We start from the raw sequence: 25,427 nt of genomic DNA on the forward strand, positions 1-25,427 counted from the left end.
GTATCGCGTCCACGATGCTTCTACGCGCGTAGCACTGTCGGAAGTGAAAACTCGCGGCCAGTACGGCCACTTGGTCACAGACTAGTGATCACAGAACGTGGCTCGGGGCCCGGGAGCGATGTCGACCGCTTCCCGGACCCCGGAGACCAGGACTACACGTCAGGGACTGCCTTACGGGGCGGTCTTGACGGTGATCTTCTTGGCGATGATGTCGGCCTTGGCCTTCTCCACCGCGGCGATGACGTCGGTCATCTCCTTGTACTTCGGGTTGGAGTCGGCCAGGCCGACGCCGTCCTTGTCCAGGCCGTAGCGGATCTCACCGGTGGTGGGCTTGCCGTCCTCGACCGACTTGATCAGGTTGAAGACGGAGTCCGAGACGTCCTTGGTGACCGAGGTCAGGATGGAGTCCTTGTACTTCGCCAGACCGGCCTGGTTGTACTGGTCGGAGTCGACGCCGATGGCCCACTTGCCCTTGGCGGAAGCGGCCTCGATGGCGCCGGAGCCGGCGAGGCCGGCGGCGGCGTAGATCACGTCGGCGCCCGCGTCGAGCTGGCCCTGCGCGGCGGCCTTGCCCAGGTCGGGCTTGGCAAAACCGTCGAAGTTCGGCGGCTGGGTCAGGTACGCGGAGAGCACCTTGGCGTTCGGGTTGGTGTCCTTGACGCCCTGGGCGAAGCCCGCCTCGAACTTCTTGATCAGCGGGACCTCGACACCGCCGATGAAGCCGACCGTGCCGCTCTTGGACGCCTTGGCGGCGGCGACGCCGGCCAGGTAGGAGCCCTGCTCCTCGTTGAAGACCATGTTGGCGACGTTCGGGCCGGTCACCGAGGTGTCGTCGATGATGCCGAACGTGGTGTTCGGGAACTTCGGCGCGACCTTCTTGATGGCCGGGGCGTAGGCGAAGCCGACGCCGATGACCGGGTTGTTGCCCTTGCGGGCGAGCTCGGTGAGGCGCTGGACCTTGTCGGCCTCGCCCTCGCCGTCGGTGGGCTCCGCCTCGGCGCCCTTGATCTTCAGGTCGGTCTCGGCCTTCTTCAGACCGGCGTAGGCGGCGTCGTTGAACGACTGGTCGCCGCGGCCACCGATGTCGTACGCGATGGCTGCGGACTTCTGACCCGACTCCGAGGGGGAGGAGGAGGCGTCAGAGGACTTCTTTCCGCCACAGGCGGTGGCCGAGAGGGCCAGCGCCGCGGACGCGATGCCCACGGTGGCGATCCTGGTGATCCGGCGCAAGGGGAGGCTCCTTCAAAACCTGACCGAAGCGCCACGACCGGCGCTGGTTTCGCGGCGATCGTAACGCGCGTAGATGTCAGTTAAAGGCCCGTTCATGAGTCGTTATCGGATCGTCGCGAACCGGACAGTGACCGATCGGTAACTGCCAGGACGTCCAGCCCTTGTGTACCAAGGGCTGGACACGCCCGCCGGGAGGCTCGCCGATGTTGTAAGCAGTCCGGCCGGATCGCTACCTGGAGGGCGGCGTGCGGCGGCCGTCGATCAGTGCGGCGGCCGTGAAGAACTCGACCCCGACGGCGATCGCGTCCTCGTCCACGTCGAAGTCCCCGCGGTGCAGGTCGCGCTTGGCGGTGTCGCCCGGCGTGCGGACCCCGAGGCGGGCCATGGCGCCCGGCACGTGTTCCAGGTACCAGGAGAAGTCCTCCCCGCCCAGGCTCTGCTCGGTGTCCTCGACCGACTCGGCGCCGCGCCGGGCCCCCATCGCCTCGCGCAGCAGTTCCGTGATCACCGGGTCGTTGACCACCGGCGGCACCCCGCGCACGTGGTTGATCTCGAACTTGGCCCCGTGCATGGTCGCGATCTCGTCGATCGCCGCGTGGATCATGTCCGGCGCCTCGTGCCAGGCGGCCAGGTCCAGGCACCGTACGGTTCCGGACAGCTCGGCGTGCATCGGGATCACGTTGCAGGCGTGCCCGGACTCGATCCGGCCCCAGGTGACCGACATGCCGGAACGGGCGTCCATCCGGCGGGCGAGCAGCGCGGGGGCGTCGACGGCCACGCGGGCGGCGGCCGTCACCAGGTCGGTGGTCAGGTGCGGCCGGGCGGTGTGCCCGCCGGATCCGGTGAGGCTGACCTCCAGCCGGTCGCAGGCGGAGGTGATGGGGCCGGGCCGCAGTCCGATCCGCCCGGTATCGACCCGGGGGTCGCAGTGGACGGCGACGATCCGGCCCACGCCGTCCAGCACCCCGGATTCGATGGCGTCGGTGGCGCCGCCGGGCAGCACCTCCTCGGCGGGCTGGAAGAGCAGCCGTACGGGCCGGGGCAGGAGACCCTGGCGGTCGAGCTCGGCGAGGACGAGGCCGGCGCCGAGGACGACGGCGGTGTGCACGTCGTGGCCGCAGGCGTGGGCGCGGTCCGGGGAGGTCGAGCGGTACGAGACGTGCGTTTTGGCGTCCGGGATGGGCAGGGCGTCGATGTCCGCGCGAAGGGCCAGCATCGGCCGGCCTCCGTCCCAGGTGCCCACGTCACAGATCAGGCCGGTGCCGGACTTCAGGACCCGTGGTCGCAGGCCGGCTTCCTCAAGCCTGGCCTTGATCGCCGCGGTGGTGCGGAATTCCTGGTGTCCGAGCTCCGGGTGCATGTGCAAGTCCCGGCGGAAGGCGATCAGTTCGGTGCGCAGGTGGTCCGGAAGTTTGCCGGGCAGCTCGGGCCGGTCGGACGCGACGGGCTGGAGGGTCTGGGACTCGCGGGACATCAACTGGTTCACCCGTTGAAGGGTAGGCGCACGGATGGGTCAACTGACCGGGGATCACGAAAGTTCATGCCGTTAGGGGAAAGAAACACCGCCTCTGGACGCATGACCGGGTTGACGCGGGGGTAAACTCGCGCGCTCATCCGGCCGTGGGCGCCGCCTGTGCGGGCAGTCTGTGCACATCACGAGCGGTGTCGGTGACCCCCGCGAGGAAGCTGCGCGCGCGGGGGGACGCGGAGCCGGTGAGCCAGGCCGGGTCGACGTCGCACACGGCGACGGTGACACCGGTACCGGTCAGGGCGTAGGGCAGCGTGTGGACGACCGTGGACGGAAAGCTGAGGACCGTCCGGCCGACGGGACCACGACGCGCGATCAGCTCCAGCGGCAGGTCCGGGCGTACGATCTGCAGCCCGGTCGCCCGGCTCAGCGCGCGCAGTTTCTCCGGGGACTCGCGGCGGTGCGCGAAGTAGCGGGTGGCGCCGTGCTCCAGGGTGAGGGAGCGGACCGCGTCCAGGTAGCGGTCCGGGTCCACCACGCCGGTCTCGACGAGCGAGGTGCCGACCAGGTCGGTGCCCTTGGTGAGGCGGGGCGGGCCGAAGCGGGCGCGGGTCCAGGCGAACTCGTTGGGCCGCAGCGCCATCCCGCCGTGCGGGGCGACCGGCATGGAGGTGAACACCTCGACGCGGTGTGCCCGCCCCGGCTCCGGGTGGGCGCCGGCGCCGGACCGGTCCGGGACGAAGCGGCGCCGAGCGGCCGCGGAGACGGGCGCGTACGCCAGCTCGCGGACGCGGCCCGGCAGCCCGCCGCCGCCGACCCGGTGCCAGCGCACGAGGCGTTCGCCGCGGGCGGTCTGCGCGACGAACTCCATGGTGGCGGTGCCGTCGTCGACCACGACGAGCTCCTCGGCGCGCACCAGGGTGAGCAGGAGCTGGACGTAGCGGGAGAAGGGGTCGCCGACGACGACGGTGCGCGCCGCGCGGACGTCGCGTGCCAGGGCGGCGAGCGCCTTCACCGGGGCGAGCCGGCTGCCGCGCGCCTCCTGCCACCGCACCTCGCACCCCTCGTCCCGGGCCAGTGCCGCCATCCGGCGCAGCTGGCCGCGGGACATGGGGTCGGTGGGCGGCAGCACCACGATCCGCACGGGTTCGAGCGCGCCCGCCGGGCGCGGGCCGGGCTCCGCCCGCGCGTTCCGCCCGGCGCGGCGCGGGCGCTGGCTCGGGACGCCGAACAGCGGTCTGCCGGGCGCGGCGGCGCGCGCGTACGCCCACTCCAGCACGTTGAGGAGTTGGACCGGGCTCTCGACGAGCGCCAGGGTGGAGGCGGAGGTGCTCACACGTACTCCTTTGTCTGGGGGCCCGGCAGGATCCGGAAGAGACGGCCTGAGGGCTGTCCCGTAATCCCCGGTGGATCAGGCGCGGCGTCAGATGCGGTGCACCGCAAGGCGGAGAGCGTCCTGATACCGGGCGTGTCCGGGCGTTCCGACAACGCGGCGAGGTGCCGTGGCTGCCGTCGTGCGCCCGCCGGGGATTACGGGACAGCCCTCAGACGGGAGCGAGCTCGCCGCGGACGCGGCGGAGCTTCCTCATGGGGCCGAGCTCGGACTCGTAGACGCGCTTGACCCCGTCGCCGAGGGCGGTCTCGATGGTGCGGATGTCGCGGACCAGGCGGGCCAGGCCTCCCGGCTCGACGGAGGCGGCCTGGTCTGAGCCCCACATCGCGCGGTCGAGGGTGATGTGGCGCTCGACGAAGGTGGCGCCGAGTGCGACGGCGGCGAGGGTGGTCTGCAGGCCCGTCTCGTGGCCGGAGTAGCCGATCGGGACGTTGGGGTACTCGTCGCGCAGGGTGTTGATGACCCGCAGGTTGAGCTCCTCGGCCTTGGCCGGGTACGTCGAAGTGGCGTGGCAGAGGAGGATGTTGGCACTGCCGAGCACCTCGACGGCGTGGCGGATCTGGTGCGGGGTGGACATGCCGGTGGACAGCACGACGGTGCGGCCGGTGGCGCGCAGGGCGCGCAGCAGTTCGTCGTCGGTGAGGGAGGCGGAGGCCACCTTGTGGGCGGGGACGTCGAACTTCTCCAGGAAGGCGACGGCCTCGGTGTCCCACGGGGAGGCGAACCAGTCGATGCCGCGCTTGGCGCAGTGCTCGTCGACGGCGCGGTACTCGTCCTCACCGAACTCGACGCGGTGGCGGTAGTCGATGTAGGTCATCCGGCCCCAGGGGGTGTCGCGCTCGATGTCCCACTGGTCGCGCGGGGTGCAGATCTCCGGGGTGCGCTTCTGGAACTTCACGGCGTCGCAGCCCGCTTCGGCGGCGGCGTCGATGAGGGCGAAGGCGTTGCCGAGGTCGCCGTTGTGGTTGATGCCGATCTCGCCGACGACGTAGACGGGGCGGCCGGGGCCGGCGGTGCGCGCTCCGAAGGTGCGCAGGCGCGGGTCGGGGTGGGAGGTCATGGCAGTGGGCGTCCTTCGGTGCGGGGGTGTACGGGGTGTGGGCTGCGGGTCGGGGTCCGGGGCGGTGTGCGCGTCGGCCCGCGGGGCTGCGGGGGCGCCGGGGCGCGGGTCGAGCAGCGGGTCGAGGAGCGGGGCGAGCAGCCGGGCGCGGGCCAGGTCGTGCGGGTCGTCGATCTCCAGGACCCGGGCGGGGTCGGTGGGGACGGGCAGGGTGCGGCCGAAGAAGCGGTGGCGGGCGGTGCGGAAGCCGGCGGCGTCCATGGCGTAGGCGGCGCCGGTCTCCAGCAGGTCCTGCGGCCGGTCCTGGCGGCGGGGCCGGTACGCGGGCTCGTGGTTGACCCCGGTCCCGTGGCCGTCGGGGTCGTCGCGCCAGAGGAAGCCGTGGAAGGAGGCCGCGGTCAGGGCCGAGTCGGCGGCCCCGGTGGTGACGGCCACGGCGACCGACTCGACGTCGGAGGCGGCGAGGAAGGGGCTGGTGCACTGGACGAGGAGGACCACGTCCACGGTGAGCGAGTGCAGTTCCTCGAAGGCGGCGAGCGCGTGCAGGACGGCCGCCTCGCTGCTCGCGGTGTCGCCGGAGAGGGCGGTGGGGCGGGCGATCACGTCGGCGCCCGCGGCGCGGGCGGCCTCGGCGATGGCCTCGGAGTCGGTGGAGACGACCACGTCGGTGACGCTCGGCGCGGCCCGGCACGCCAGGACGGCGCGGGCGACGAGCGGGGTGCCGGCGACGTCGGCGAGGTTCTTGCCGGGGACCCCCTTGGAGCCGCCGCGGGCGGGGATGACGGCGAGGACCCTCACAGCTCCCCCAGCCTTCGGATCACCGGGGCGACGCGCTGCACCCCGTGGCGGTACGCCCCGCGGGCGGCCTCGCGCAGGTGGGCGCGGAGCCGGCGGCGCAGCCGGGACTCCCCCGCCTCCGGCCGTGCGGCGCCGGGCAGCGGGGTGCCGTCCGGTGCGAGGCGGTGCCGGGCGAGGACGCCGGGGAGGTATCCGGGCGCCGTGGTGGGCGTGTAGTAGGGGGCGGGCGGGGGCAGCCGGGCCGCGGCCAGCAGTCCGGCGACCTTGGCCCGGGCGACGGCGTAGGCGTCACCGTCCGCGGCCGTTCCCGCCGCGGCCTCCGGGGCCTCCGGGGCCGGGCCGGCCGGGACCGGGGTACCGGTCGGCCGTACACCGTGGGCGGCGAGCCAGACCGGGTCGCCCTCGGGCAGCAGCCCGGAGTCGAGCTGGTCCCAGGAGGCCAGGCACCCGGAGCCCAGGAAGTGGTGGTTGCCGAGGGCCTCGCGGATGCCTAGGTCGGTGAGGACCGCCGTCGGTACGGAGCGGTGCAGGGACTCCAGGGCGGCCGTGGAGGAGACGGTGACCAGCAGGTCGGTGCCGTCCAGCACCTCGCTCATGTTCCCGTACACCAGCCGGCAGTTGGCGGGCAGTCCGCCCGGGACGCGCTCGGCGAGCCGCTGGTAGGGCTGCTCCTCCAGGTGCGTGGTGTGCTCCCCGGGCTTGCTGCGCAGTTTGACCAGCACCTCGCGTTCGGGGTGCAGCCGGGCGTGGCGGGCCGCGCGTTCCAGCAGGTAGGCGCGGTCGGCGCGGTTGTCGGGTACGGAGGGCTGTACGGCGAAGACCACCGTGGGGGCCCGGCGCCCGGCCGGCTCGTACGGCGCCCCGCCCAAGAAGGGCAGCGCGGTCTCGGTGACGGCGCCGGCGTCCGCGCCGACCCCCTCGTACACGGCGCGGAAGCGCTCCGCGTCGTGGCGGGAGTTGGCGAGGACGAGGTCGGCCCCGTGCCGCAGCAGCAGCCCGTCGGCGAGCTTCTCGTACACGACTCCGACGTAGCCGGTGACGAGGACGGGGCGCCTGGCGGGAGCCGGCCACAGGGCGCGGGCGCCGTGCAGGACCGCTTGGACGGCCCCGCCGACGAGCGCGAGGACGACCACGTCGTAGTGCTCGCGTCCGATCTCGGCGAGGAACTCGGCGCAGGTCACCTCGGCCAGCCGGTCGGCCCGCACCCCCACCTCGCCGAGCTGGCGCGCGGTGGGCGTGGCACGGCCGCGCAGCAGGTATCCGGTGAGCCGGTGGTCGGGCACGAGACGGCGGGCGGTCGATGCGCCCCATTTCCATCTCGTGTCGGAATCGGCGAGTACGGCGACGCGTTTGCGTTCTGGCACGCGGCAGAAGCTATTGCGCAATTTCGGTGATCGGCCCAACGAACGCACAACAGCTGGTTAACAACGCATCGACTGGATGCGAAAGCGCACGGGTTAACCCGCCCGCCCCGCGCCGTTCACGTGAAATCCGCACCCGGGCCACAGCGAATGCCGGGCGGGCGTCCTAATGTCTCGCGGGTGCCCAAGCTCTCTGTCGTCGTGCCGTTCTTCAACGTGCAGACATACGCACCGGACGCCCTGAAGAGTCTCGAACTGAACGCCCGGGAGGATTTCGAGTTCCTGCTCGTCGACGACTGCTCGACGGACCGGACGCCCGACCTGCTGGAACGGGCGGCGCGCGAGCTGCCGGGGGCGGTGCACCTCAGACACGAGCGCAACGGCGGCCTGGCCACCGCACGGAACACCGGGCTGGAGGCGGCCCGCGGCGAGTACCTCGCCTTCCTGGACGGGGACGACTGGCTGGCCCCCGGCCACCTCGCCCGGATGCTTGCCGCCATAGAGTCCCTGAGCTGCGATTTCATCCGCACCGACCATGTGCGCTGCACGGGCCGGACGCGGAGCGTGCAGCGCGTCCCCTTCGGTCCGCAGTCCGTCGTCGCCGATCCGCGCGGCGCGATCCTGCCCGCCGACCGGGCGACCGCGGTGGACTATCCGTACGCCTGGGCCGGCATGTACCACCGGCGGCTGCTGGACCGCGGCCTGCTGCACTTCACCGACGGGCTGCGCACGGCGGAGGACCGGCCGTGGATCTGGCGGCTGCACCGGGAGGCCGGGTCCTTCGCGGCGGTCGGACTGCCGGGGGTCTTCTACCGGCGCGGGGTTTCCACCTCGTTGACGCAGATCAAGGACGAACGGCAGCTCGATTTCATCCGGGCATTCGACCAGGTCCTCGCCGACGTCGACACCGACCGGGAATCCGATCTCCTGCTCCCGAAATCCATCCGAACGTATTGCGCAATCATCGCGCACCATTTCGGGTCCATCGAAAGGTACGAACCGGCCGTGGCCAAGAAACTCCGCCTCATGAGCGCGGCCGCGCTCGGCCGCATGCCCCAGGACGTGCTGGACCAGGTGCTGGACTCCATGGACGTCGAGCGCTCCACGGTCCTGCGCCGCCTGCGCGGCAGCCGCCGCACCCCGTCGGGGGCGACCGCCTGATGCTCACGCAGATCTTCCTGGCCTCCACCCTCTACGGTGCGGCCACGCTCGCGGCGGGTGTCGACGCGGGCTGCTTCCCGCCCGCGGGCCGCCGGATCCTGCTCACCAGCAACCACGCCGTCACCGCCGAGGTGACCCCGGGAGTGGCGGGCATGCCGGGCTTCGCCGCCCTGCGCACCCGCTTCGACGAGGTGCTCGACTGGAACGCCGTGATCGAGCCGCAGCACCCGAGCACCTGGGCCCCGCGCGCCGAGGACGTCCCGATCTGGGAGCGGCAGCTGCGCACCCTGTGGGGCCTCGGCGAGGACCGGGTCGAGCTGGTCGTGGAGTCCCTCCAGGTGCCCCCCGCCCAGTCCCTGTGCCGGCTCTTCCCGGGCGCGGCGGTCGACGTCTACGCCGACGGGCTGATGAGCTACGGCCCCACCCGCTTCCGCCTCGACCCGCAGCTCGGGATGCGCGTACGGCGGGTGCTCCACCTGGACCTGGTGCCCGGCCTGAAGCCGCTGCTGCTGACGGAGTTCGGGGCGCGGCTGGAGCTGGTGCCCGCGGAGTCCTTCCTGAGGGTCCTCGCGGAGCTCCCCCCGCACGGTACGGACCTGGACGGCGTCGGGAAGTCTCCGGCCCTGCTGCTGGGCCAGTACCTCTCGGCGCTCGACCTGATGACCGCGGACGAGGAGGAGGAGCTGCACGCCTCGATGGTCCGGGGCGCCTTCGCCCTCGGCCACCGGGAGCTGGTCTTCAAGCCCCACCCCAGCGCGCCGGCCGAGTACGCCCACCGGGCCGCGGCGGAAGCCGAACGGCTCGGCGCCCGGCTCACCGTGGCCGGCAGCCCGGTGCCGGCCGAGACGCTCTACGGGCGGCTGCGCCCGGCGCTGGTCGTCGGCTGCTTCTCCACGGGCCTGCTGACCGCCGCGACGCTGTACGGTCTGCCCGTCGCGCGCACCGGCACCGGGGCCGTGCTGGCCCGCCTGGCCCCGTACCAGAACAGCAACCGGGTACCGCTGGCACTGGTGGACTCGCTACTGCCGGACCTGGCGGACCCGGAGGCGGTCCGCGCGTGGACGCCCGCGTCCGTCGGGCGGGCGGGAGCGGAGCGGGCCGGGCTGCTGACGGCCGTCGGGTTCACGATGCAGCCGCAGATCCTGGCCGCCCACCGGGCCGCGGCCGAGGCGTACCTGGCCGCGCATCTGACGCCCGCCACCCGGCGGTACTTCACGCGGCGCCGGCTGACGACGCTGGGCCTGCCGGGCGGCATCCCCGCCCGGTTGTCGTTCCTGCCGCGCAGCCGGACGGTGCGGCGCATGGCCCGGACCCTGCGCCGCGTCGCCGGCTGAGGGGTCTCAGCCGGCGGCCAGTTTGGCCGCGAAGCCCAGGAACAGCACGCCCGCGGCCGAGGTCGCCCCGGCCGACAGCCGCTTGCGGCGGCGGAAGGCCTCCGAGAGGCGGGTGCCGCCGAATATCAGCAGCGTCAGGTAGAGGAAGCTGCCGGTCTGCAGCAGCCCGCCGAGGACCAGGAACGACAGTGCCGGGTAGGCGTAGGACGGCTCCACGAACTGCACGAAGAAGGACATCAGGAAGAGGATGGCCTTCGGGTTGAGGAGGCTGATCAGCAGGGCACGGCGGTAGGGCCGCTCGTTCCCGGCCGGGTCGGCGGGGCCGGCGTCTGCCCGCGCCCCGTCCCGGTCCTGGCGCGTGCGCCACAGCGCCCAGGCGCCCCGCATCATCCCGACGGCCAGCCAGGCCAGGTACCCGGCGCCGAGGAATTTCACCACGGTGAAGACCAGCGGGCTCGCCCGGAGCAGCGCCCCGGCGCCCACCGCGGTCAGCGCCATCAGCACGGCGTCACCGGTGAACACCCCGGCGGCGGCCTTGTAGCCCGTGCGCACACCGCGGCGGGCGGCGACGGACAACACGTAGAGCGAGTTCGGTCCCGGCAACAGAATGATCAGGACGAGGCCGGCGAGGTACGTCGGCAGATCGGTGACACCCAGCATGGGCAGGAGTGTCCCATGAGGACACACCTGACAGTCGAATGGGTTTCACCATGTGGAACCGCTGGGCTCGTACGTCCCCCACACCTCCCGCAGCGCCCCGCACACCTCGCCCACCGTGGCCCGCGCGCGCAGCGCCTCCTTCATCGGGTACAGAACGTTCTGCGTGCCCGCGGCCGCCTCCCGCAGTGCCCCGAGCGCCGCCGCCACCGCCGCCCCGTCGCGCTCCGCCCGCAGTCGCGCCAGCGCCGCGCGCTGCCGCTCCTCGATCGCGGGGTCCACGCGCAGCGGCTCGTACGGCTCCTCGCGCTCCAGCGCGAAGCGGTTGACGCCGACGACCACCCGCTCGCCGCTGTCGGTCTCCCGTGCGATGCGGTAGGCGTTCCGCTCGATCTCCGCCTTCTGGAAGCCGGCCTCGATCGCGGCCACCGCCCCGCCCTGCTCCTCGACCCGCCGCATCAGCGCCATGGCCGCCGCCTCCAGTTCGTCCGTCATCCGCTCCACCGCGTACGACCCGGCGAAGGGGTCCACGGTGTGGGGTACGTCCGTTTCGTACGCGAGGACCTGCTGGGTGCGCAGCGCGAGGCGGGCCGACTTCTCCGTGGGCAGTGCGATCGCCTCGTCGAAGGAGTTGGTGTGCAGTGACTGCGTGCCGCCCAGCACGGCGGCGAGTGCCTGCACGGCGACGCGTACGAGGTTCAGTTCGGGCTGCTGCGCGGTGAGCTGGACCCCGGCGGTCTGGGTGTGGAAGCGCAGCATCATCGACTTCGCATCCCGCGCCCCGAACTCCTCGCGCATGACGCGGGCCCAGATCCGCCGGGCGGCACGGAACTTCGCGACCTCCTCCAGCAGGGTGGTGCGGGCGACGAAGAAGAAGGACAGCCGGGGCGCGAACTCGTCGACCGCCATCCCGGCCGCGAGGGCGGTACGGACGTAGGCGATGCCGTCGGCGAGGGTGAAGGCCACCTCCTGCGCGGGCGAGGCCCCCGCTTCGGCCATGTGGTAGCCGGAGATGGAGATGGTGTTCCACCGGGGGATCTCGGCCCGGCAGTAGCGGAAGGTGTCGGCCGTCAGCCGCAGCGAGGGGCCGGGCGGGAAGATGTACGTCCCCCGGGCGATGTACTCCTTCAGGACGTCGTTCTGGATCGTCCCCGTCAGCTGCGTGCCCGGGATGCCCTGTTCCTCCGCGACCAGCTGGTAGAGCAGCAGGAGCAGCGCCGCGGGCGCGTTGATCGTCATGGAGGTGGAGACCCGGTCGAGGGGGATCTGGTCGAACAGCGTCCGCATGTCGTCGAGCGAGTCGACGGCGACCCCGACCTTGCCGACCTCGCCGTGGGCGAGGGGCGCGTCGGAGTCGTGGCCCATCTGGGTCGGCAGGTCGAAGGCGACGGACAGCCCGGTGCCACCGCCCGCGATGAGCTGCCGGTAGCGGGCGTTGGACTCGGTGGCCGTGCCGAAACCGGCGTACTGCCGCATCGTCCACGGCCGACCGGTGTACATGTTCGCATAAATCCCTCGGGTGTAGGGGAAGTCCCCAGGTGCACCCAATTGGACCTCGGGGTCCCATTCCGTCAGATCGCCCGGGCCGTAGACCGGTTCGATCGGGATTCCGCTCTCCGTGCTTGCCATGTGACGAAGTCCTCCGTAGAGCAACCGGGCCCGGGGCTGATACAACCTTGCCCGCGCGTCGCTTCGTCAGGCTGCGGACGGTTGCTGGTCACAATGGCGCAACATCCCGGGACCCTGTGCAACTCTCCACGCGCGCCAGGCATCACCTAGATACACGACGTAGAAACCGGGGGACTGCAATGCAGCGCCAGAGAGTCATAATCCGCACGATCGGGGTGGCCACCGCCGTCGCGCTCGCCGCGACCGCCTGCGGTCCGCAGAAGACGGAGTCGGCCGGCTCCTCCTCCGCGGCACCGTCAACGCCCACGGCGGGCGCCACCCCCGAAGCCTCTCCGACCGCCGACAACAAGCCCGGTGAGCCCTCGCCGTCGGCCTCGGCGTCCGCCTCTGCCTCCCCGTCGGCCTCGCCTTCGCCCTCGGTGAAGCAGATCATGGCCAACGGCGACGAGAGCGAGCAGGTCCGCGAGCTGCAGGCCCGTCTGAAGCAGCTCAAGCTGATGACGGTGGCGCCGACCGGTTTCTACGGCTCGAAGACCACGGCCGCGGTGAAGTCCTTCCAGTCGAAGAACGGTCTGGACGCGACCGGCGGGGTCGACGAGAAGACCTGGAAGAAGATCCAGAACTCCAGCAAGAAGCCCACCGCCGACGAGCTGCGCCCGCCGACCGTCAACGAGGTCGCCGCACCGGACCCGCGCTGCATGACGGGCCGCGTCATGTGCATCAGCAAGGAGAGCCGCACCCTCGCCTGGATGATCGACGGCAAGGTCATCTCGACGATGGACGTGCGCTTCGGCTCGGAGAACACCCCGACCCGAGAGGGCGTGTTCAACGTGGGCTGGAAGGCCAAGGAGTGGACGTCGACGATCTACCACACGCCGATGCCGTACGCGATGTTCTTCAGCGGCGGCCAGGCGGTGCACTACTCCGCGGACTTCGCTGCCCGCGGCTACGCCGGCGCCTCGCACGGCTGCGTGAACGTCCGGGACAAGGGCAAGCTGTCGAAGCTCTTCGACGACGTGCAGGTGGGCGACAAGGTCGTCGTCTACTGGTGAGCCTGCAAAGGGTGACGCCGGGGGCCCGGGATCCGGGCCCCGACCAGGCCCCGACCGCACCGCCGGGCCCGACCGCGCAGCCGGCCCCGGGCCGGGGAAACACATCAGGCCGTCCCTTCCGCGACCCGCCGTAGCGGCGTGTCGCGGAACGGACGGCCTGTCCCGTTGAACGGGTCGAAGTAAAGGGCGCGGGCAGGGCCGGGGGAACGTGCCCCGCCCGCGCCGGTTGCGCAGAGCCCAGGGGTACGGGGGGAACCCCGGCTCATGCGCGGCCGATGACCAGTCGGCTCGATAAGTACTGCGTCACCGGTTCGAAAAGTGTTACAGGCGGGTCAGCGCACGTTTCAGCGGACCGCGCGCAGGGGCGTGGAGCCCTGCGGGACCGCCGGTGACATCGACGGCGCCCGGAGCGTCCCGCCCTCCAGCGGGGCGTCGCGGCGCTTGGTGCCGTCGGACTCCCCGTCCAGCACCGTGGCGCAGTAGGCCGGGATCCGAAGGAGCCCGTCGGCCAGACGCGAGAGCCGCTCGCGCCGGTCGTCGTTGAGGCGGCCCTTGCGGTACTCCTGGCAGAGGTCCGCCTTGAGGCGGCTGTCCTGCTCGCGCTGGCGGTCCTTGGCGAGTTCCCCGGCGCCCAGGGTGTCGCGGCTGCCTTCGAGGTCGCCCGGACCGCTGCGGTCGTCCTGGCCGTCCTTGCCCGCGCCGCCGGTCGTGGTGGTGCCCGCGGAGGCGTCGGGGCCCGCCACGGTGCCGGGTGTCGTACGCCCGTCCGGGCCCGGCGACGGCGCCACGGGGGCGAACGCCGGGTTCGAGCCGTCCGGCAGCGGGGTGGGCAGCAGCTTCGGAGCGAGGGTCGGGGCGCTGGTGCCGACGCCCGGGACCGGGCTCTCGCCGGCGCTGACGGACATCGCCGGCCCGGGTCCGGCGGTGTCGTGCCGGGACCGGTCCAGCAGCCCGGCGCCGGCCGCCGCGGCCAGTCCGCCGGCGGCGACGCTCGCGAGGGCCGCGGCCAGGCCGAAGCCCACGGTCCGGGCCCGCCGGCGGGCGGGCGCGGGCGCGGGGATGACATGGCCGAGGTCGACCAGGGGTTCACCGGACCCGTCGGCCGCGGACGGCACGGCGGCGGGGCGCACGGCAGTGGGGCGCACGGCAGTGGGGCGCACGGCGCCGCGCGCCGCGCGGTAGGCGTCCACCGCCGCGCCCTCGCCGGGCAGTTCCGTGCCCGTGGGCGCCGGCACCGCCATCGCGGCCAGAGCGTCCAGGGCGGCCCGCAGCCGGGCGGCCTCCATCGCGGCACGCGTGTCGGCGGCCGGCCCCGCAGGTTCCGTCGGTCCGCCGCGCAGGAATGCTTCCGCCGCGGCCTCGTCCAGCCACCTGTCGCGCTCGTCGGCCATCACATGTCCTTCTGCGTCCGCCAACGTGAATGCGTCACACCGGTTTGTTCCGCGTAGCTCCCGCCCCGGCCACGCTGTGCGGGTACGGCGTCGAGATCCCTCCCGCCCCCGCCGTCCCACGCATGGCCATCGGCATTATGGCCGACCGTGACGCCCGCCTTGTCGCCGGTGCCCGGACCGGCCTCGAAGCCGCTGTCCGCGCCCTGCGCGGCGAGCAGTTCCGCCAGCTTCTTCAGTCCGCGGTGCGCGGCGGTGCGGACGGCGCCGGGCCGCTTGCCCAGGGTCTCGGCCGCGCTCTTGGCGTCGAGGCCGACCACCACCCGCAGCACGACGGCCTCGGCCTGGTCCTGGGGCAGCTGGGCTATGAGCGCCATGGTGCGCCCGGTGTCGAGGGACTCCATCGCCGCGCCGGCCGTGTCGCACTCGGCGGCCCAGCTCGTCAGCTCGGTGTCGTCGCCGCCGATGACGGGCCGGCGGCCGCGCATGCGTATGTGGTCCAGGGCCCGGTTGCGGGCGATCCGGGCGGCCCAGCCGCGGAAGCGGTCGGCGTCGCCGGTGAAGGAGTCGAGGTCGCGGGCTATCTGCAGCCAGGCCTCGGAGGTCACGTCCTCGGCGTCGCCGTCCCCGACGAGCGTGCGTACGTAACCGAGCAGGCGTGGGTGCACGGCGCGGTACACAGCACGGAACGCGTTCTCGTCGCCGTCCTGTGCCGCGAGCACCGCGGCGGTCAGCTCCGCGTCGTCCCCCAGCAAAGTCCCCAACCCGTTCACTGTCCTGTACGTGTGGCGCAAATCAGCACGTTACGGCCTTCAAGCACCTCTCGTCCACGAGTGATACAACGTGCAACCAATCCTGCGCGGAGCGAGGTGTGACACAAAACGCACCCCTGGCGCTGACAGGGGTACGGGCTTGTCGCACGAGCCCGTGACGGATGGCGGCCGGGGCCTCTCCTGTGGGGGGTGGCGGCCTCGGTCGCCCTCCCCCTTTCGGGCATCCCACCATGCCTGTCCGTGGCGCTCACGTCATCCTTTCGGTTCACTTCCGGGTGAAATCCCCGCATGGGTACGACACACCGCGCCCTGCGTCGATAGCGTGGCGGGACACCCGCGCCACGCCCCGAGGAGCCCCCCGCTGTCCAGCCACCTTCCGGCACAGGCCCGCGGCTGCCCCGACCCGGCCCACGGCCCCGGACTGGCGCGGTTCAACGCCCTGTCCCCCGGGGCCGCCCGGGCGGTCCTCCTGCACTGCTGCGGAAGCCGCCGCTGGGCGCACCGGGTGGCGGCACACCGCCCCTACCCCGACGCGGGTGCCCTGCTCGCCGCCGCGGACGAGGCCTCGTACGACCTCTCGCAGACCGATCTGACCGAGGCGCTGGCCGCGGAGCACTCGGCCGAGCTGGACCACGGGGCGTCCTACGCGGCGCTGCTGGCGCTCGACGCGGCCCACGCGGAGTACGAACGCAAGTTCGGCCACGCCTTCGTGATCTGCCTGGACGGGCACCCGCCGGAGGAGCAGGCCGACCAGCTGCTGGAGGCGATCCGCCGGCGGATGGGGCACGAGGTGGACGAGGAGCGCTCGCTCTCCGCGGACGAGCTGCGCCGTGTCGCGCAGTCCCGGCTCCTGGACGTGACGCGCCGACTGACCCGCTCCGACGGGGCCCCTACGGTCGAAACCGGGCTATTCGCCCCTGTGGGATAGCCCGTACGTGCCTGTTTGATCACACAGCCGGACCCCGGGCGAGGGAACCGACAACTCGTCGCTACGATGTCCGGGGCCGGTGGACCGTACCCGGCCGGGCCCGACCGACAAAGAAGCCGGCTGGCCCCCGCCCCGCTTCCGGAGGGTTTTCCGTGCCGGCTGGAACGTTGTACCGCGGCCGGGAAGGAATGTGGTCCTGGGTGGCTCATCGAGTCACCGGCGTCCTCATCTTCTTCTTCCTGTTCGTACACGTCCTCGACACCGCTCTCGTCCGCGTCTCACCCGAGGCGTACGACGATGTCGTGGCTACCTACAAGACTCCGATCGTCGCGCTGCTGGAGTACGGCCTCGTCGCCGCAATCCTGTTCCACGCGCTCAACGGTCTCCGTGTCATCGCCGTGGACTTCTGGTCCAAGGGCCCGCGCCACCAGAAGACGATGCTCTGGTGGGTCGTGGGCATCTGGGTCGTGCTGATGGTCGGGGCCCTCTACCCCGTACTCGGCCACGCAGCCGCTGAACTGTTCGGGAAGTGACGCGCATGTCCTCTGACACTTCTTCCGCCAAGGCCATCGGCGACGTGGAGGGTGTTTCCCTCTACGACGTGGACAACCCCGCGCCCTACATCGAGGCGCCGCGCAAGCGCACGGGCAAGACGCCCCGCTCGACCCGCGGCAACTTCGAGATGGTCGCGTGGCTCTTCATGCGCCTCTCGGGCATCGTGCTCGTCGTCCTCGTCATCGGCCACCTGCTGATCCAGCTGGTGCTCGACGGCGGCGTCTCCAAGATCGGCTTCGCCTTCGTGGCCGGCCGCTGGGCGTCCCCGTTCTGGCAGGTCTGGGACCTGCTGATGCTGTGGCTGGCGATGCTGCACGGCGCCAACGGCCTGCGTACCGTCATCAACGACTACGCGGAGCGTGCCAACACGCGGCTGTGGCTGAAGGGCCTGCTCTACACCGCCACGGTGTTCACCATCCTTCTGGGCACGCTGGTGATCTTCACCTTCGACCCGAACATCCGCTAGGCAACGGGGCTGAGGCGAAACCAATGAAGATCCACAAGTACGACACCGTCATCGTCGGCGCAGGTGGCGCCGGCATGCGCGCCGCCATCGAGGCGACCAAGCGCAGCCGCACCGCGGTGCTGACGAAGCTCTACCCCACCCGCTCCCACACGGGCGCCGCGCAGGGCGGCATGGCCGCAGCGCTGGCGAACGTGGAGGAGGACAACTGGGAGTGGCACACCTTCGACACGGTCAAGGGCGGTGACTACCTGGTCGACCAGGACGCCGCCGAGATCCTGGCGAAGGAGGCCATCGACGCGGTCCTCGACCTGGAGAAGATGGGCCTGCCGTTCAACCGCACCCCGGACGGCACCATCGACCAGCGCCGCTTCGGCGGCCACTCGCGCAACCACGGCGAGGCACCGGTCCGCCGGTCCTGCTACGCCGCGGACCGCACCGGTCACATGATCCTCCAGACGCTGTACCAGAACTGCGTCAAGGAGGGCGTGGAGTTCTTCAACGAGTTCTACGTCCTGGACCAGCTCCTGGTCGAGGAGGACGGCGTCAAGAAGTCGGCCGGTGTGGTCGCGTACGAGCTCGCCACCGGCGAGATCCACGTGTTCCAGGCCAAGGCCGTCATCTACGCCTCCGGCGGCACCGGCAAGTTCTTCAAGGTGACCTCCAACGCGCACACCCTCACGGGTGACGGCCAGGCGGCCTGCTACCGCCGCGGCCTGCCGCTGGAGGACATGGAGTTCTTCCAGTTCCACCCGACGGGCATCTGGCGCATGGGCATCCTGCTGACGGAGGGCGCCCGCGGTGAGGGCGGCATCCTCCGCAACAAGGACGGCGAGCGCTTCATGGAGAAGTACGCGCCGGTCATGAAGGACCTCGCGTCCCGTGACGTCGTCTCGCGCTCCATCTACACCGAGATCCGTGAGGGCCGCGGCTGCGGTCCGGCCGGTGACCACGTGTACCTGGACCTCACGCACCTCCCGCCGGAGCAGCTCGACGCCAAGCTCCCGGACATCACCGAGTTCGCGCGCACCTACCTGGGCATCGAGCCGTACACGGACCCGATTCCGATCCAGCCCACCGCGCACTACGCCATGGGCGGCATCCCGACCAACGTCGAGGGTGAGGTCCTGGCGGACAACACCACCGTCGTCCCGGGCCTGTACGCGGCCGGCGAGGTCGCGTGCGTGTCGGTGCACGGCGCGAACCGCCTGGGCACCAACTCGCTGCTGGACATCAACGTCTTCGGCAAGCGCTCCGGTATCGCCGCCGCCAAGTACGCGCAGGAGAACGACTACGTCGAGCTCCCCGAGAACCCGGCGCAGCAGGTGGTCGACCTCGTCGAGCACCTGCGCAACTCCACGGGCAAGGAGCGGGTCGCCGACCTGCGCCTGGAGCTCCAGGAGACGATGGACGCGTGCGTGATGGTGTTCCGCACGGAGCAGACCATCAAGACCGCGGTCGAGAAGATCGCGGAGCTGCGCGAGCGCTACAAGAACGTGTCCGTCCAGGACAAGGGCAAGCGCTTCAACACGGACCTCCTGGAGGCCATCGAGCTGGGCAACCTGCTCGACCTGGCCGAGGTCATGGCCGTGTCCGCCCTGGCGCGCAAGGAGTCCCGCGGCGGTCACTACCGCGAGGACTACCCCAACCGCGACGACGTCAACTTCATGCGCCACACCATGGCGTACCGCGAGGTCGGAGCCGACGGCTCGGACTCGGTCCGGCTCGACTACAAGCCGGTCGTCACGACCCGCTACCAGCCGATGGAGCGTAAGTACTGATGGCTACCCCCACCCTGGACAAGACGGAAGAGGCGTCCGCGGCCTCCCCGTACATCACGGTCACCTTCCGGATCCGCCGCTTCAACCCCGAGATCTCGGACGAGGCGCAGTGGCAGGACTTCCAGATCGAGATCGACCCGAAGGAGCGCGTGCTCGACGGTCTCCACAAGATCAAGTGGGACCTGGACGGCACGCTGACCTTCCGCCGCTCGTGCGCGCACGGCATCTGCGGCTCGGACGCGATGCGGATCAACGGCAAGAACAGGCTCGCCTGCAAGACGCTGATCAAGGACATCAACCCCGAGAAGCCGATCACCGTCGAGGCCATAAAGGGCCTCACGGTGATGAAGGACCTCGTCGTCGACATGGAGCCCTTCTTCCAGGCGTACCGGGACGTCATGCCGTTCCTGGTCACCAAGGGCAACGAGCCGACGCGCGAGCGCCTGCAGTCCGCCGAGGACCGCGAGCGCTTCGACGACACCACCAAGTGCATCCTGTGCGCCGCGTGCACGTCCTCGTGCCCGGTGTTCTGGAACGACGGCCAGTACTTCGGCCCGGCGGCGATCGTCAACGCGCACCGCTTCATCTTCGACTCGCGTGACGAGGCCGGCGAGCAGCGGCTGGAGATCCTGAACGACAAGGACGGCGTGTGGCGCTGCCGCACGACCTTCAACTGCACCGACGCGTGCCCGCGCGGCATCGAGGTCACCAAGGCGATCCAGGAAGTCAAGCGTGCGCTGATCACGCGCCGCTTCTGACCTCCCGGTCCCTGCCCGTACGAGGGCCCCGTCCCCGGTCGTCCGGGGGCGGGGCCCTCGTGCGTCGCGGGCGAGGCCGACAGCGGCGGTTCAGCCGGCTGGTCGGGCGGTCCTCCGGCCGGGGCCACCGAGCTGCTGAACCCGGGATACACGGCGGGGGTGCCTGTGGAAGGATCGGCCGTATGAGCGAGCAGCAGCCGAACCCGTACACGAGCGATCCCGCCGGTCAGGGCGGCCCGCCCGGCGTCCCCGGCCAGGGCGACTACAAGTGGGGTCCCGGCGAAGCCAGTTACGGATACCCCCAGCCCTACCCGGCGGCCCCGGCGTACCAGCCGACCATCGGCGGCGCGGGCATGTCCGTCCCCGGCGGATACCCCGCCGCGCCGGTCGGCGGCGCCGGCTTCGCCCTCGGCGACATCACGATCGCCGGCGATCAGATCATCACCCCGTCGGGCCCCATGCCGCTCAGGGGCGCGATGTGGAACGCGACCGACTTCTCGCGCACCGAGGAGAAGATCCCGCCCCACGCCATCGTGCTGGCGATCGTCTTCTTCCTGTTCTGCCTGCTCGGCCTGCTCTTCCTCCTGATGAAGGAGAAGACCACCACCGGCTACATCCAGGTCACGGTGACCAGTGGCGGCCGCCACCACTCCACGATGATCCCGGCGGTGGACGTGAACACCTACCACTGGGTGATGTCGCAGCTCAACCACGCGCGTGCGCTCAGCATGTGAGGGTCACGCGCGACGCTTCGGGCCCCGGCCTCACGGCCGGGGCCCGCGCGCGTTCCCGGGACGTCCGACGCGAGCGGACACTCGCTTGAACTTGTTCAAAAAAGGCCCTAGAGTCATCGACGTCAGCGTTTGAACACGTTCAAGGGGGCTGAGGCTGTGGACCTCACCGTGGTCGCATACGTCATCTACCTGCTCATCAGCATCGGCCTCACCGTCTGGGTGGCGCGCACGCTCAGCCGCAACGGCCGCGTCTTCATCGGCGACGTCCTCCAGGGCAACGAGAAGCTCGCGGACGCCGTCAACCAGCTGCTCGTGGTCGGCTTCTACCTCGTCAACATCGGGTTCGTGACCCTCTACCTGCGCTCGGGCGAGGAGGTCGACACCGCCCGCGCCCTCTTCGAGGCGCTCTCGGTCAAGCTCGGCGTCGTCCTGCTGGTCCTGGGCGTCATGCACCTCGGCAACGTATGGGCGCTGAACAGGATGCGCCGCCGGGGCATCATGGAGCGCCAGCAGACCCCGCCCGTCGCCCCGCAGGGGTGGACCGCGCCGGTCGGGGCCTGAGCCGTGGCGCACACCGGGGCCGTGCGGCACCTGACCGTCCTCTACGACGCCGACTGCCCGCTGTGCGTGCACATCCGGCACTGGCTGCTCGCGCAGCGCCGGCTCCTCCCGATCACCCTGGTCCCCGCCGCGTCCTGGGAGGCGCGGCGGCGGTTCCCGCGGCTCGACCACGCCTCGACGCTCCGGGAGATCACCGCCGTGGGGGACTCCGGGCAGGTGTGGACCGGGACCGACGCCTTCATCGTGTGCCTGTGGGCACTGGTCGAACACCGGCCGAAGGCGAACTGGCTGGCGACGCCGGCCGGCCGCCCGTTCGCCCGGGCCGCCATGTTCACGGCCTCCGCGTGGCGGCAGGCCGTGCGCACCGACGGGCAGTCCGGGGCCGTCGGGGGACCGGCCTGTGACGACCAGTGCCCCGCCCCCCGATAGGCTCATACACCGTGACTGATCAGAAGGCTCCCAAGAGCGAGCAGACCCGCACGCTCATCCTCGAAACCGCGCTCCGCCTCTTCCAGGAGCGCGGCTTCGACAAGACGACCATGCGGGGCATCGCGAAGGAAGCCGGTGTCTCGGTCGGCAACGCCTACTACTACTTCGAGTCGAAGGAACACCTGGTCCAGGGCTTCTACGACCGGATCAGCGCCGCCCACCAGGCGGCGGTCCGGCCCATCCTGGACAACGAGACCGACCTGCAGAAGCGGCTCGCGGGCGTACTGACGAGCTGGCTGGACATCGGCGCCCCGTACCACGAGTTCGCCTCTCAGTTCTTCAAGAACGCGGCGGACCCCGAAAGTCCGCTGAGCCCCTTCTCACCGGAGTCGGAACCGGCGCGCAAGGCCGCGATCGACATCCACCGCGAGGTGCTGGCGGGTGCGAAGACCAAGGTGCCGGCCGAGCTGGCCGACGTACTGCCGGAATTGATGTGGCTCTCGCAGATGGGCCTGGTCCTGTACTGGGTCTTCGACCGCTCCCCGGACAGCGAGAAGTCGCGGCGGCTCGCCGAACGCGGCGCGCAGCTCACGACGCGGGGCATCGTGCTGGCCCGCTTCCGCGTGCTGCGGCCACTGGTGCGCGAGGTCCACGAGCTGTTCGCGGACTTCCTGCCGGGCATGGCCCAGACGGCGGCCGGCCGGCGCAAGGCCTCGGACCCGCAGCCCTCATCCGATGAGAACCGGTCGAGCTCCCATTGACGGATGTCCCCTCACGGAATATCAGCCGCCGGAAGTTCGGTTCGTGCGCGGCCGGTTGGCGATCGGGGCGGGTCAGGCCTGGTACGAGGCGAGTTCGACGACTGTGATGTCGGACGGCGCGCCGACGCGGACCGGCGGCCCCCAGGCACCGGCCCCGCGGGAGACGTAGAGCTGGGTGTCGCCGTAGCGCTCCAGCCCGGCGACGGTGGGGTTGGCGAGTTCGGCGAGGAAGTTGCCGGGCCAGAGCTGCCCGCCATGGGTGTGTCCGGAGAGCTGCAGGTCGACGCCGTGCCGGACGGCGTCGTGGATGACCACCGGCTGGTGGGCGAGGAGGACGGCGGCCCGAGTCCGGTCGCGGTCGCCGAGGGCGGCCTGGAAGTCGGGGCCGCTCTCCTCCCGCTCCCCCTGGATGTCGTTGACGCCCGCGAGGTCGAAGTGCGGCAGGGCGCGTCGGGCGTTCTCCAGCGGGGTCAGGCCGAGCTCGCGGACGTGTTCGACCCACTGCTCGGCGCCGGAGAAGTACTCGTGGTTGCCGGTGACGAAGAAGGAGCCGTGGCGGGCGGTCAGCCCGCGCAGCGGCTCCGCCGCCGGCCCGAGGTCGGGGACGCTGCCGTCGACGAGGTCGCCGACGATGGCGATGAGGTCGGGCTGGGTGCGGTTGACCGTGTCGACGATGCGCTGGGCATGGGCGCGCCCGAGCACCGGGCCGAGGTGGACGTCGCTGACGACGGCGATCCGGAAGCCGTGGGCCGCGCGCGGCAGTTTGGCCAGGGGGACCTGGACGCGCCGCACACCGGGCCCGCGCAGCACTCCGTACGCGCCGTTGCCGACGGTGCCGAGGGCGACGGCGGCGGCCGCGCCGCCCACCGTGCGCGCGACGAAGGTGCGCCGGCTGAGGCCGCCGCCCGGTGCCGCCGGGACCGCTCCCCGGGGCGCGCCGTCCGCGGCCAGCACCGCGCCGGGCTCCGCCCCGGCCCCGGCGGAGGACGACGACGCGGTGGCCGTGGCCGTGCCGGATTCGGCGGTGGCGGACGAAGGAGCGCAATGCGCCGACGGAGGTGCCGCTACCGCCCCGGAGGGGTCGCGGTGGGCCAGACGGCGGAGCAACAGCGCGCGGATCGGCTCTGCGACCAGCATCGTCAGGGTCAGGTACAGGAGCACCGCGAGCCACAGGTACCCCGGCCAGGACACCGTCTGCTGAAACCAGAAGGGCGCCCCGGCCCGGCCCGCGGTCAGGGCGGCCACGGACAGGAGGGGCAGGGCGATGGTCAACGCGGTGCCGACGCGGCGGGGCAGGCCGCCGGGGGCGGTGGTGTCACGGACCAGCCGGATCCACAGCCAGCGGTGCACCGCGACCAGCAGGGCGCAGACCGCCAGTGCGACCAGCGCGAAGATCACGATCGTCATGCCGCACCGCCCTCGGCGCCGGAACGTGATCCGCGCCGCAGCGCCAGGACCCCACGCAACCCGATCACCCCGACCGCCGTCCCCAGGAGAAAGGACGACACCGCGAGCGCCAGGTGGACCCAGAAGTAGGCAGTGGGGTCGCCCGCGGTGTCGAAGGCCAGGCCACTGCCGTTCTTCCACAGGTTCCGGACGAAAGACACCCAGATGAACCAGGTCCACACTCCGAAGGCGAGCAGGAACCAGGAAGCGGCACGGCTGAGTTTCATGTCCTCAGTATCGGTTTCCTCCCCGGGACGGACGCGCCGGGGTGGGCTGTCCCGGGGTTGGTTGCCGCGAACGGGCCGGTCCGCGACGCCGTCCAGCTCATCGGGATGTACTTTCACCTGCGTGTCTGCCAAGACGACCGCTCTGACGGTCCTCATCGCCGCATTGCTGGTGCCCACCATGCTGGTGGCGCCCGCGGACGCCGCGCCGACCCCGCCGGCCGACGGGAAGGGCGGGGCCGCCAAGGCTCCGGCAGCGCCCGCACCACCCGCGTCGATGTCCACGGTCGGCGGGTCCCTGCTCGGCCAGCCCGGGACGCAGGTGAACCTGCTGCCCGGCGCGCCCGCCCTGCCGACCAACCTCACCGGCCGGTCGTGGATCGTGGCGGACGCCGAGTCCGGCGAGGTCCTGGCGGCGTACAACGCGCACTGGCGGCTGCCCCCCGCCTCCACGATGAAGATGCTCTTCGCGGACACCCTGCTGCCGGGCCTGCCCAAGGAGCAGGTCCACAAGGTCACCGACCAGGACATGGACGGCGTGGGCCCGGGCAGCAGCCTGGTCGGGGTCAAGGAGGACCACGAGTACTCCGTCCACGACCTGTGGCTGGGGGTGTTCCTGCGGTCGGGGAACGACGCCGTGCACGTGCTTGCGGCCATGAACGGCGGCGTCGAGAAGACCGTCAAGGACATGCAGGCCCACGCGGAGGAGCTCCAGGCGCTGGACACCCACGTGGTGTCGCCCGACGGGTACGACGCCCCGGGCCAGGTGTCGAGCGCGTACGACCTCACATTGATCGCCCGCTCCGGACTGCAGAAGCAGGACTTCCGGGAGTACTGCGGCACGGCGAGCGCGAAGTTCCCCGGCCTGCAGGAGCCGGGTAAGCCGCGGGACTACTTCGAGATCCAGAACACCAACCGGCTGATGACGGGCGTGGGCGGCATCTCTCCGTACAAGGGCATCGCCGGGGTGAAGAACGGCAACACGACCATGGCGGGCTCCACCTTCACGGGCGCGGCGCAGCAGGGCTCCCGGAAGCTGCTGGTCACCGTGATGAACCCGGGTGCGGGCGGCGCGAACTCGGTCTACGAGGAAACCGCCGCGCTCTTCGACTGGGGCTTCGCCGCGGCCGGGAAGGTCAAGCCGGTGGGTGAGCTGGTGCCGCCGAAGAGCGCGGACACCTCCCCGCACGGCTCGCCCGCCCAGTCGCACGAGAACAACGCGTCGGGACACGGCGTGGGCCCGGCCGGCGGTGTCAGCACCGCGCTGGGCGTCGCGGGCGGTGCGCTCGCCGTCCTGGCGGGCGGCGCCTTCGTGGTCAACCGCCGCTGGCCCCGCGGCCGGCGCAGCCTGGGCCACGACGAGGAGCTCGTCTAGGAGGTTCCGGCCCGGACAGGAGCAGTGCGGCGGCGGTCGTGGTCAGGAAATCGCGCGTACGGCGGGAGACGGACATGAGCGCTCCAGGGGCGGCCCGGCCGATCGGTC

Annotated in this window: 24 protein-coding genes and 1 pseudogene; 13 read left to right on the forward strand and 12 right to left on the reverse strand. The window is 71.6% G+C overall.

The window, feature by feature from the left end; translation table 11 throughout:
• Positions 1-171 precede the first annotated feature (171 nt).
• The 6 genes and pseudogenes from ACZ3X1_RS14530 to ACZ3X1_RS14555 all read right to left on the reverse strand — a co-directional run bounded on the left by ACZ3X1_RS14530 (position 172) and on the right by ACZ3X1_RS14555 (position 7,313).
• Entirely contained in the window at positions 172-1,230 is a 1,059-nt protein-coding gene (locus tag ACZ3X1_RS14530) for a BMP family lipoprotein (RefSeq protein WP_467279904.1), read from the reverse strand.
• Between the two features lie 229 nt (positions 1,231-1,459).
• Positions 1,460-2,704 carry an amidohydrolase gene (locus ACZ3X1_RS14535; protein ID WP_356811487.1) on the reverse strand — a complete coding sequence of 415 codons (1,245 nt, stop codon included), beginning with the start codon at positions 2,702-2,704 and terminating at the stop codon, positions 1,460-1,462.
• 136 nt (positions 2,705-2,840) lie between these two features.
• Positions 2,841-4,034: a hypothetical protein gene (locus ACZ3X1_RS14540; protein WP_467279906.1), complete on the reverse strand. Its 1,194-nt coding sequence runs from the start codon at positions 4,032-4,034 to the stop codon at positions 2,841-2,843.
• A gap of 208 nt (positions 4,035-4,242) precedes the next feature.
• Complete coding sequence (locus ACZ3X1_RS14545) at positions 4,243-5,151, reverse strand: N-acetylneuraminate synthase family protein (protein WP_362625338.1); 909 nt, start codon at positions 5,149-5,151, stop codon at positions 4,243-4,245.
• Between the two features lie 426 nt (positions 5,152-5,577).
• Positions 5,578-5,949: pseudogene (locus tag ACZ3X1_RS14550) on the reverse strand (acylneuraminate cytidylyltransferase family protein); the annotation flags it as partial.
• A complete protein-coding gene (locus tag ACZ3X1_RS14555; RefSeq protein ID WP_467279908.1) occupies positions 5,946-7,313 on the reverse strand; it encodes a DUF6716 putative glycosyltransferase in 1,368 nt (455 codons plus the stop codon). The gene ACZ3X1_RS14555 and the pseudogene ACZ3X1_RS14550, both read right to left, overlap by 4 nt.
• Positions 7,314-7,490: 177 nt before the next feature.
• On the opposite strand from ACZ3X1_RS14555, the gene ACZ3X1_RS14560 reads away from it, so the two are divergent.
• Together ACZ3X1_RS14560 and ACZ3X1_RS14565 are read left to right on the forward strand one after the other, a co-directional pair.
• Positions 7,491-8,471 carry a glycosyltransferase family 2 protein gene (locus ACZ3X1_RS14560; RefSeq protein ID WP_467279910.1) on the forward strand — a complete coding sequence of 327 codons (981 nt, stop codon included), beginning with the start codon at positions 7,491-7,493 and terminating at the stop codon, positions 8,469-8,471.
• Positions 8,471-9,805 carry a polysialyltransferase family glycosyltransferase gene (locus tag ACZ3X1_RS14565; protein WP_467279912.1) on the forward strand — a complete coding sequence of 445 codons (1,335 nt, stop codon included), beginning with the start codon at positions 8,471-8,473 and terminating at the stop codon, positions 9,803-9,805. Before ACZ3X1_RS14560 ends, ACZ3X1_RS14565 begins: the two co-directional genes overlap by 1 nt.
• Positions 9,806-9,811: 6 nt before the next feature.
• Here the strand turns inward: ACZ3X1_RS14565 and leuE are convergent, their stop codons facing one another.
• Both leuE and ACZ3X1_RS14575 read right to left on the reverse strand, forming a co-directional pair.
• The gene (leuE, locus tag ACZ3X1_RS14570) at positions 9,812-10,465 is read right to left on the reverse strand and encodes a leucine efflux protein LeuE (protein WP_467279915.1); all 654 of its coding nucleotides are present in this window, start codon (positions 10,463-10,465) and stop codon (positions 9,812-9,814) included.
• Between the two features lie 45 nt (positions 10,466-10,510).
• Positions 10,511-12,091, reverse strand: a complete 1,581-nt coding sequence (locus tag ACZ3X1_RS14575) for an acyl-CoA mutase large subunit family protein (RefSeq protein ID WP_467279917.1) — start codon at positions 12,089-12,091, stop codon at positions 10,511-10,513.
• A gap of 179 nt (positions 12,092-12,270) precedes the next feature.
• Here ACZ3X1_RS14575 and ACZ3X1_RS14580 point away from each other — a divergent pair, with 179 nt between their 5' ends.
• The gene (locus tag ACZ3X1_RS14580) at positions 12,271-13,143 is read left to right on the forward strand and encodes a L,D-transpeptidase family protein (protein WP_356811430.1); all 873 of its coding nucleotides are present in this window, start codon (positions 12,271-12,273) and stop codon (positions 13,141-13,143) included.
• A gap of 344 nt (positions 13,144-13,487) precedes the next feature.
• Here ACZ3X1_RS14580 and ACZ3X1_RS14585 read toward each other — a convergent pair whose 3' ends face one another.
• Together ACZ3X1_RS14585 and ACZ3X1_RS14590 are read right to left on the reverse strand one after the other, a co-directional pair.
• Positions 13,488-14,534, reverse strand: a complete 1,047-nt coding sequence (locus ACZ3X1_RS14585) for a hypothetical protein (protein ID WP_467279919.1) — start codon at positions 14,532-14,534, stop codon at positions 13,488-13,490.
• Positions 14,534-15,286, reverse strand: a complete 753-nt coding sequence (locus ACZ3X1_RS14590) for an RNA polymerase sigma factor (RefSeq protein WP_467280050.1) — start codon at positions 15,284-15,286, stop codon at positions 14,534-14,536. The genes ACZ3X1_RS14585 and ACZ3X1_RS14590 overlap by 1 nt, the downstream gene beginning before the upstream one ends.
• Before the next feature lie 340 nt (positions 15,287-15,626).
• On the opposite strand from ACZ3X1_RS14590, the gene ACZ3X1_RS14595 reads away from it, so the two are divergent.
• From ACZ3X1_RS14595 to ACZ3X1_RS14635, 9 genes are all read left to right on the forward strand, one after another.
• Positions 15,627-16,232 (forward strand): 2-oxo-4-hydroxy-4-carboxy-5-ureidoimidazoline decarboxylase, encoded by a 606-nt coding sequence (locus ACZ3X1_RS14595; RefSeq protein ID WP_467279921.1) that lies wholly within the window; start codon positions 15,627-15,629, stop codon positions 16,230-16,232.
• A gap of 152 nt (positions 16,233-16,384) precedes the next feature.
• The gene (sdhC, locus tag ACZ3X1_RS14600) at positions 16,385-16,765 is read left to right on the forward strand and encodes a succinate dehydrogenase, cytochrome b556 subunit (RefSeq protein ID WP_078628202.1); all 381 of its coding nucleotides are present in this window, start codon (positions 16,385-16,387) and stop codon (positions 16,763-16,765) included.
• Positions 16,766-16,770: 5 nt separating this feature from the next.
• Positions 16,771-17,253: a succinate dehydrogenase hydrophobic membrane anchor subunit gene (locus tag ACZ3X1_RS14605; protein WP_362625187.1), complete on the forward strand. Its 483-nt coding sequence runs from the start codon at positions 16,771-16,773 to the stop codon at positions 17,251-17,253.
• 23 nt (positions 17,254-17,276) lie between these two features.
• A complete protein-coding gene (sdhA, locus tag ACZ3X1_RS14610) occupies positions 17,277-19,031 on the forward strand; it encodes a succinate dehydrogenase flavoprotein subunit (RefSeq protein ID WP_356811433.1) in 1,755 nt (584 codons plus the stop codon).
• On the forward strand, positions 19,031-19,789 hold the full coding sequence (locus ACZ3X1_RS14615; RefSeq protein WP_356811434.1) for a succinate dehydrogenase iron-sulfur subunit: 759 nt from the start codon (positions 19,031-19,033) through the stop codon (positions 19,787-19,789). Before sdhA ends, ACZ3X1_RS14615 begins: the two co-directional genes overlap by 1 nt.
• Before the next feature lie 182 nt (positions 19,790-19,971).
• On the forward strand, positions 19,972-20,523 hold the full coding sequence (locus tag ACZ3X1_RS14620; RefSeq protein WP_356811435.1) for a hypothetical protein: 552 nt from the start codon (positions 19,972-19,974) through the stop codon (positions 20,521-20,523).
• A gap of 156 nt (positions 20,524-20,679) precedes the next feature.
• Positions 20,680-21,084: a hypothetical protein gene (locus ACZ3X1_RS14625; RefSeq protein ID WP_356811436.1), complete on the forward strand. Its 405-nt coding sequence runs from the start codon at positions 20,680-20,682 to the stop codon at positions 21,082-21,084.
• Between the two features lie 21 nt (positions 21,085-21,105).
• On the forward strand, positions 21,106-21,513 hold the full coding sequence (locus ACZ3X1_RS14630) for a thiol-disulfide oxidoreductase DCC family protein (protein ID WP_467279926.1): 408 nt from the start codon (positions 21,106-21,108) through the stop codon (positions 21,511-21,513).
• A gap of 11 nt (positions 21,514-21,524) precedes the next feature.
• Positions 21,525-22,274, forward strand: coding sequence for a TetR family transcriptional regulator (locus ACZ3X1_RS14635; RefSeq protein ID WP_356811439.1), 750 nt, complete (start codon positions 21,525-21,527; stop codon positions 22,272-22,274).
• Positions 22,275-22,346: 72 nt separating this feature from the next.
• Here the strand turns inward: ACZ3X1_RS14635 and ACZ3X1_RS14640 are convergent, their stop codons facing one another.
• Together ACZ3X1_RS14640 and ACZ3X1_RS14645 are read right to left on the reverse strand one after the other, a co-directional pair.
• Positions 22,347-23,672: a metallophosphoesterase gene (locus ACZ3X1_RS14640; protein WP_467280051.1), complete on the reverse strand. Its 1,326-nt coding sequence runs from the start codon at positions 23,670-23,672 to the stop codon at positions 22,347-22,349.
• Positions 23,673-23,677: 5 nt separating this feature from the next.
• Positions 23,678-23,947 carry an SCO4848 family membrane protein gene (locus ACZ3X1_RS14645; protein WP_356811440.1) on the reverse strand — a complete coding sequence of 90 codons (270 nt, stop codon included), beginning with the start codon at positions 23,945-23,947 and terminating at the stop codon, positions 23,678-23,680.
• A gap of 178 nt (positions 23,948-24,125) precedes the next feature.
• Here ACZ3X1_RS14645 and ACZ3X1_RS14650 point away from each other — a divergent pair, with 178 nt between their 5' ends.
• Positions 24,126-25,319: a D-alanyl-D-alanine carboxypeptidase family protein gene (locus ACZ3X1_RS14650; RefSeq protein ID WP_467280052.1), complete on the forward strand. Its 1,194-nt coding sequence runs from the start codon at positions 24,126-24,128 to the stop codon at positions 25,317-25,319.
• The last annotated feature ends 108 nt before the right edge of the window (positions 25,320-25,427 follow it).

The organism is Streptomyces sp. NPDC023541, from assembly GCF_055559995.1.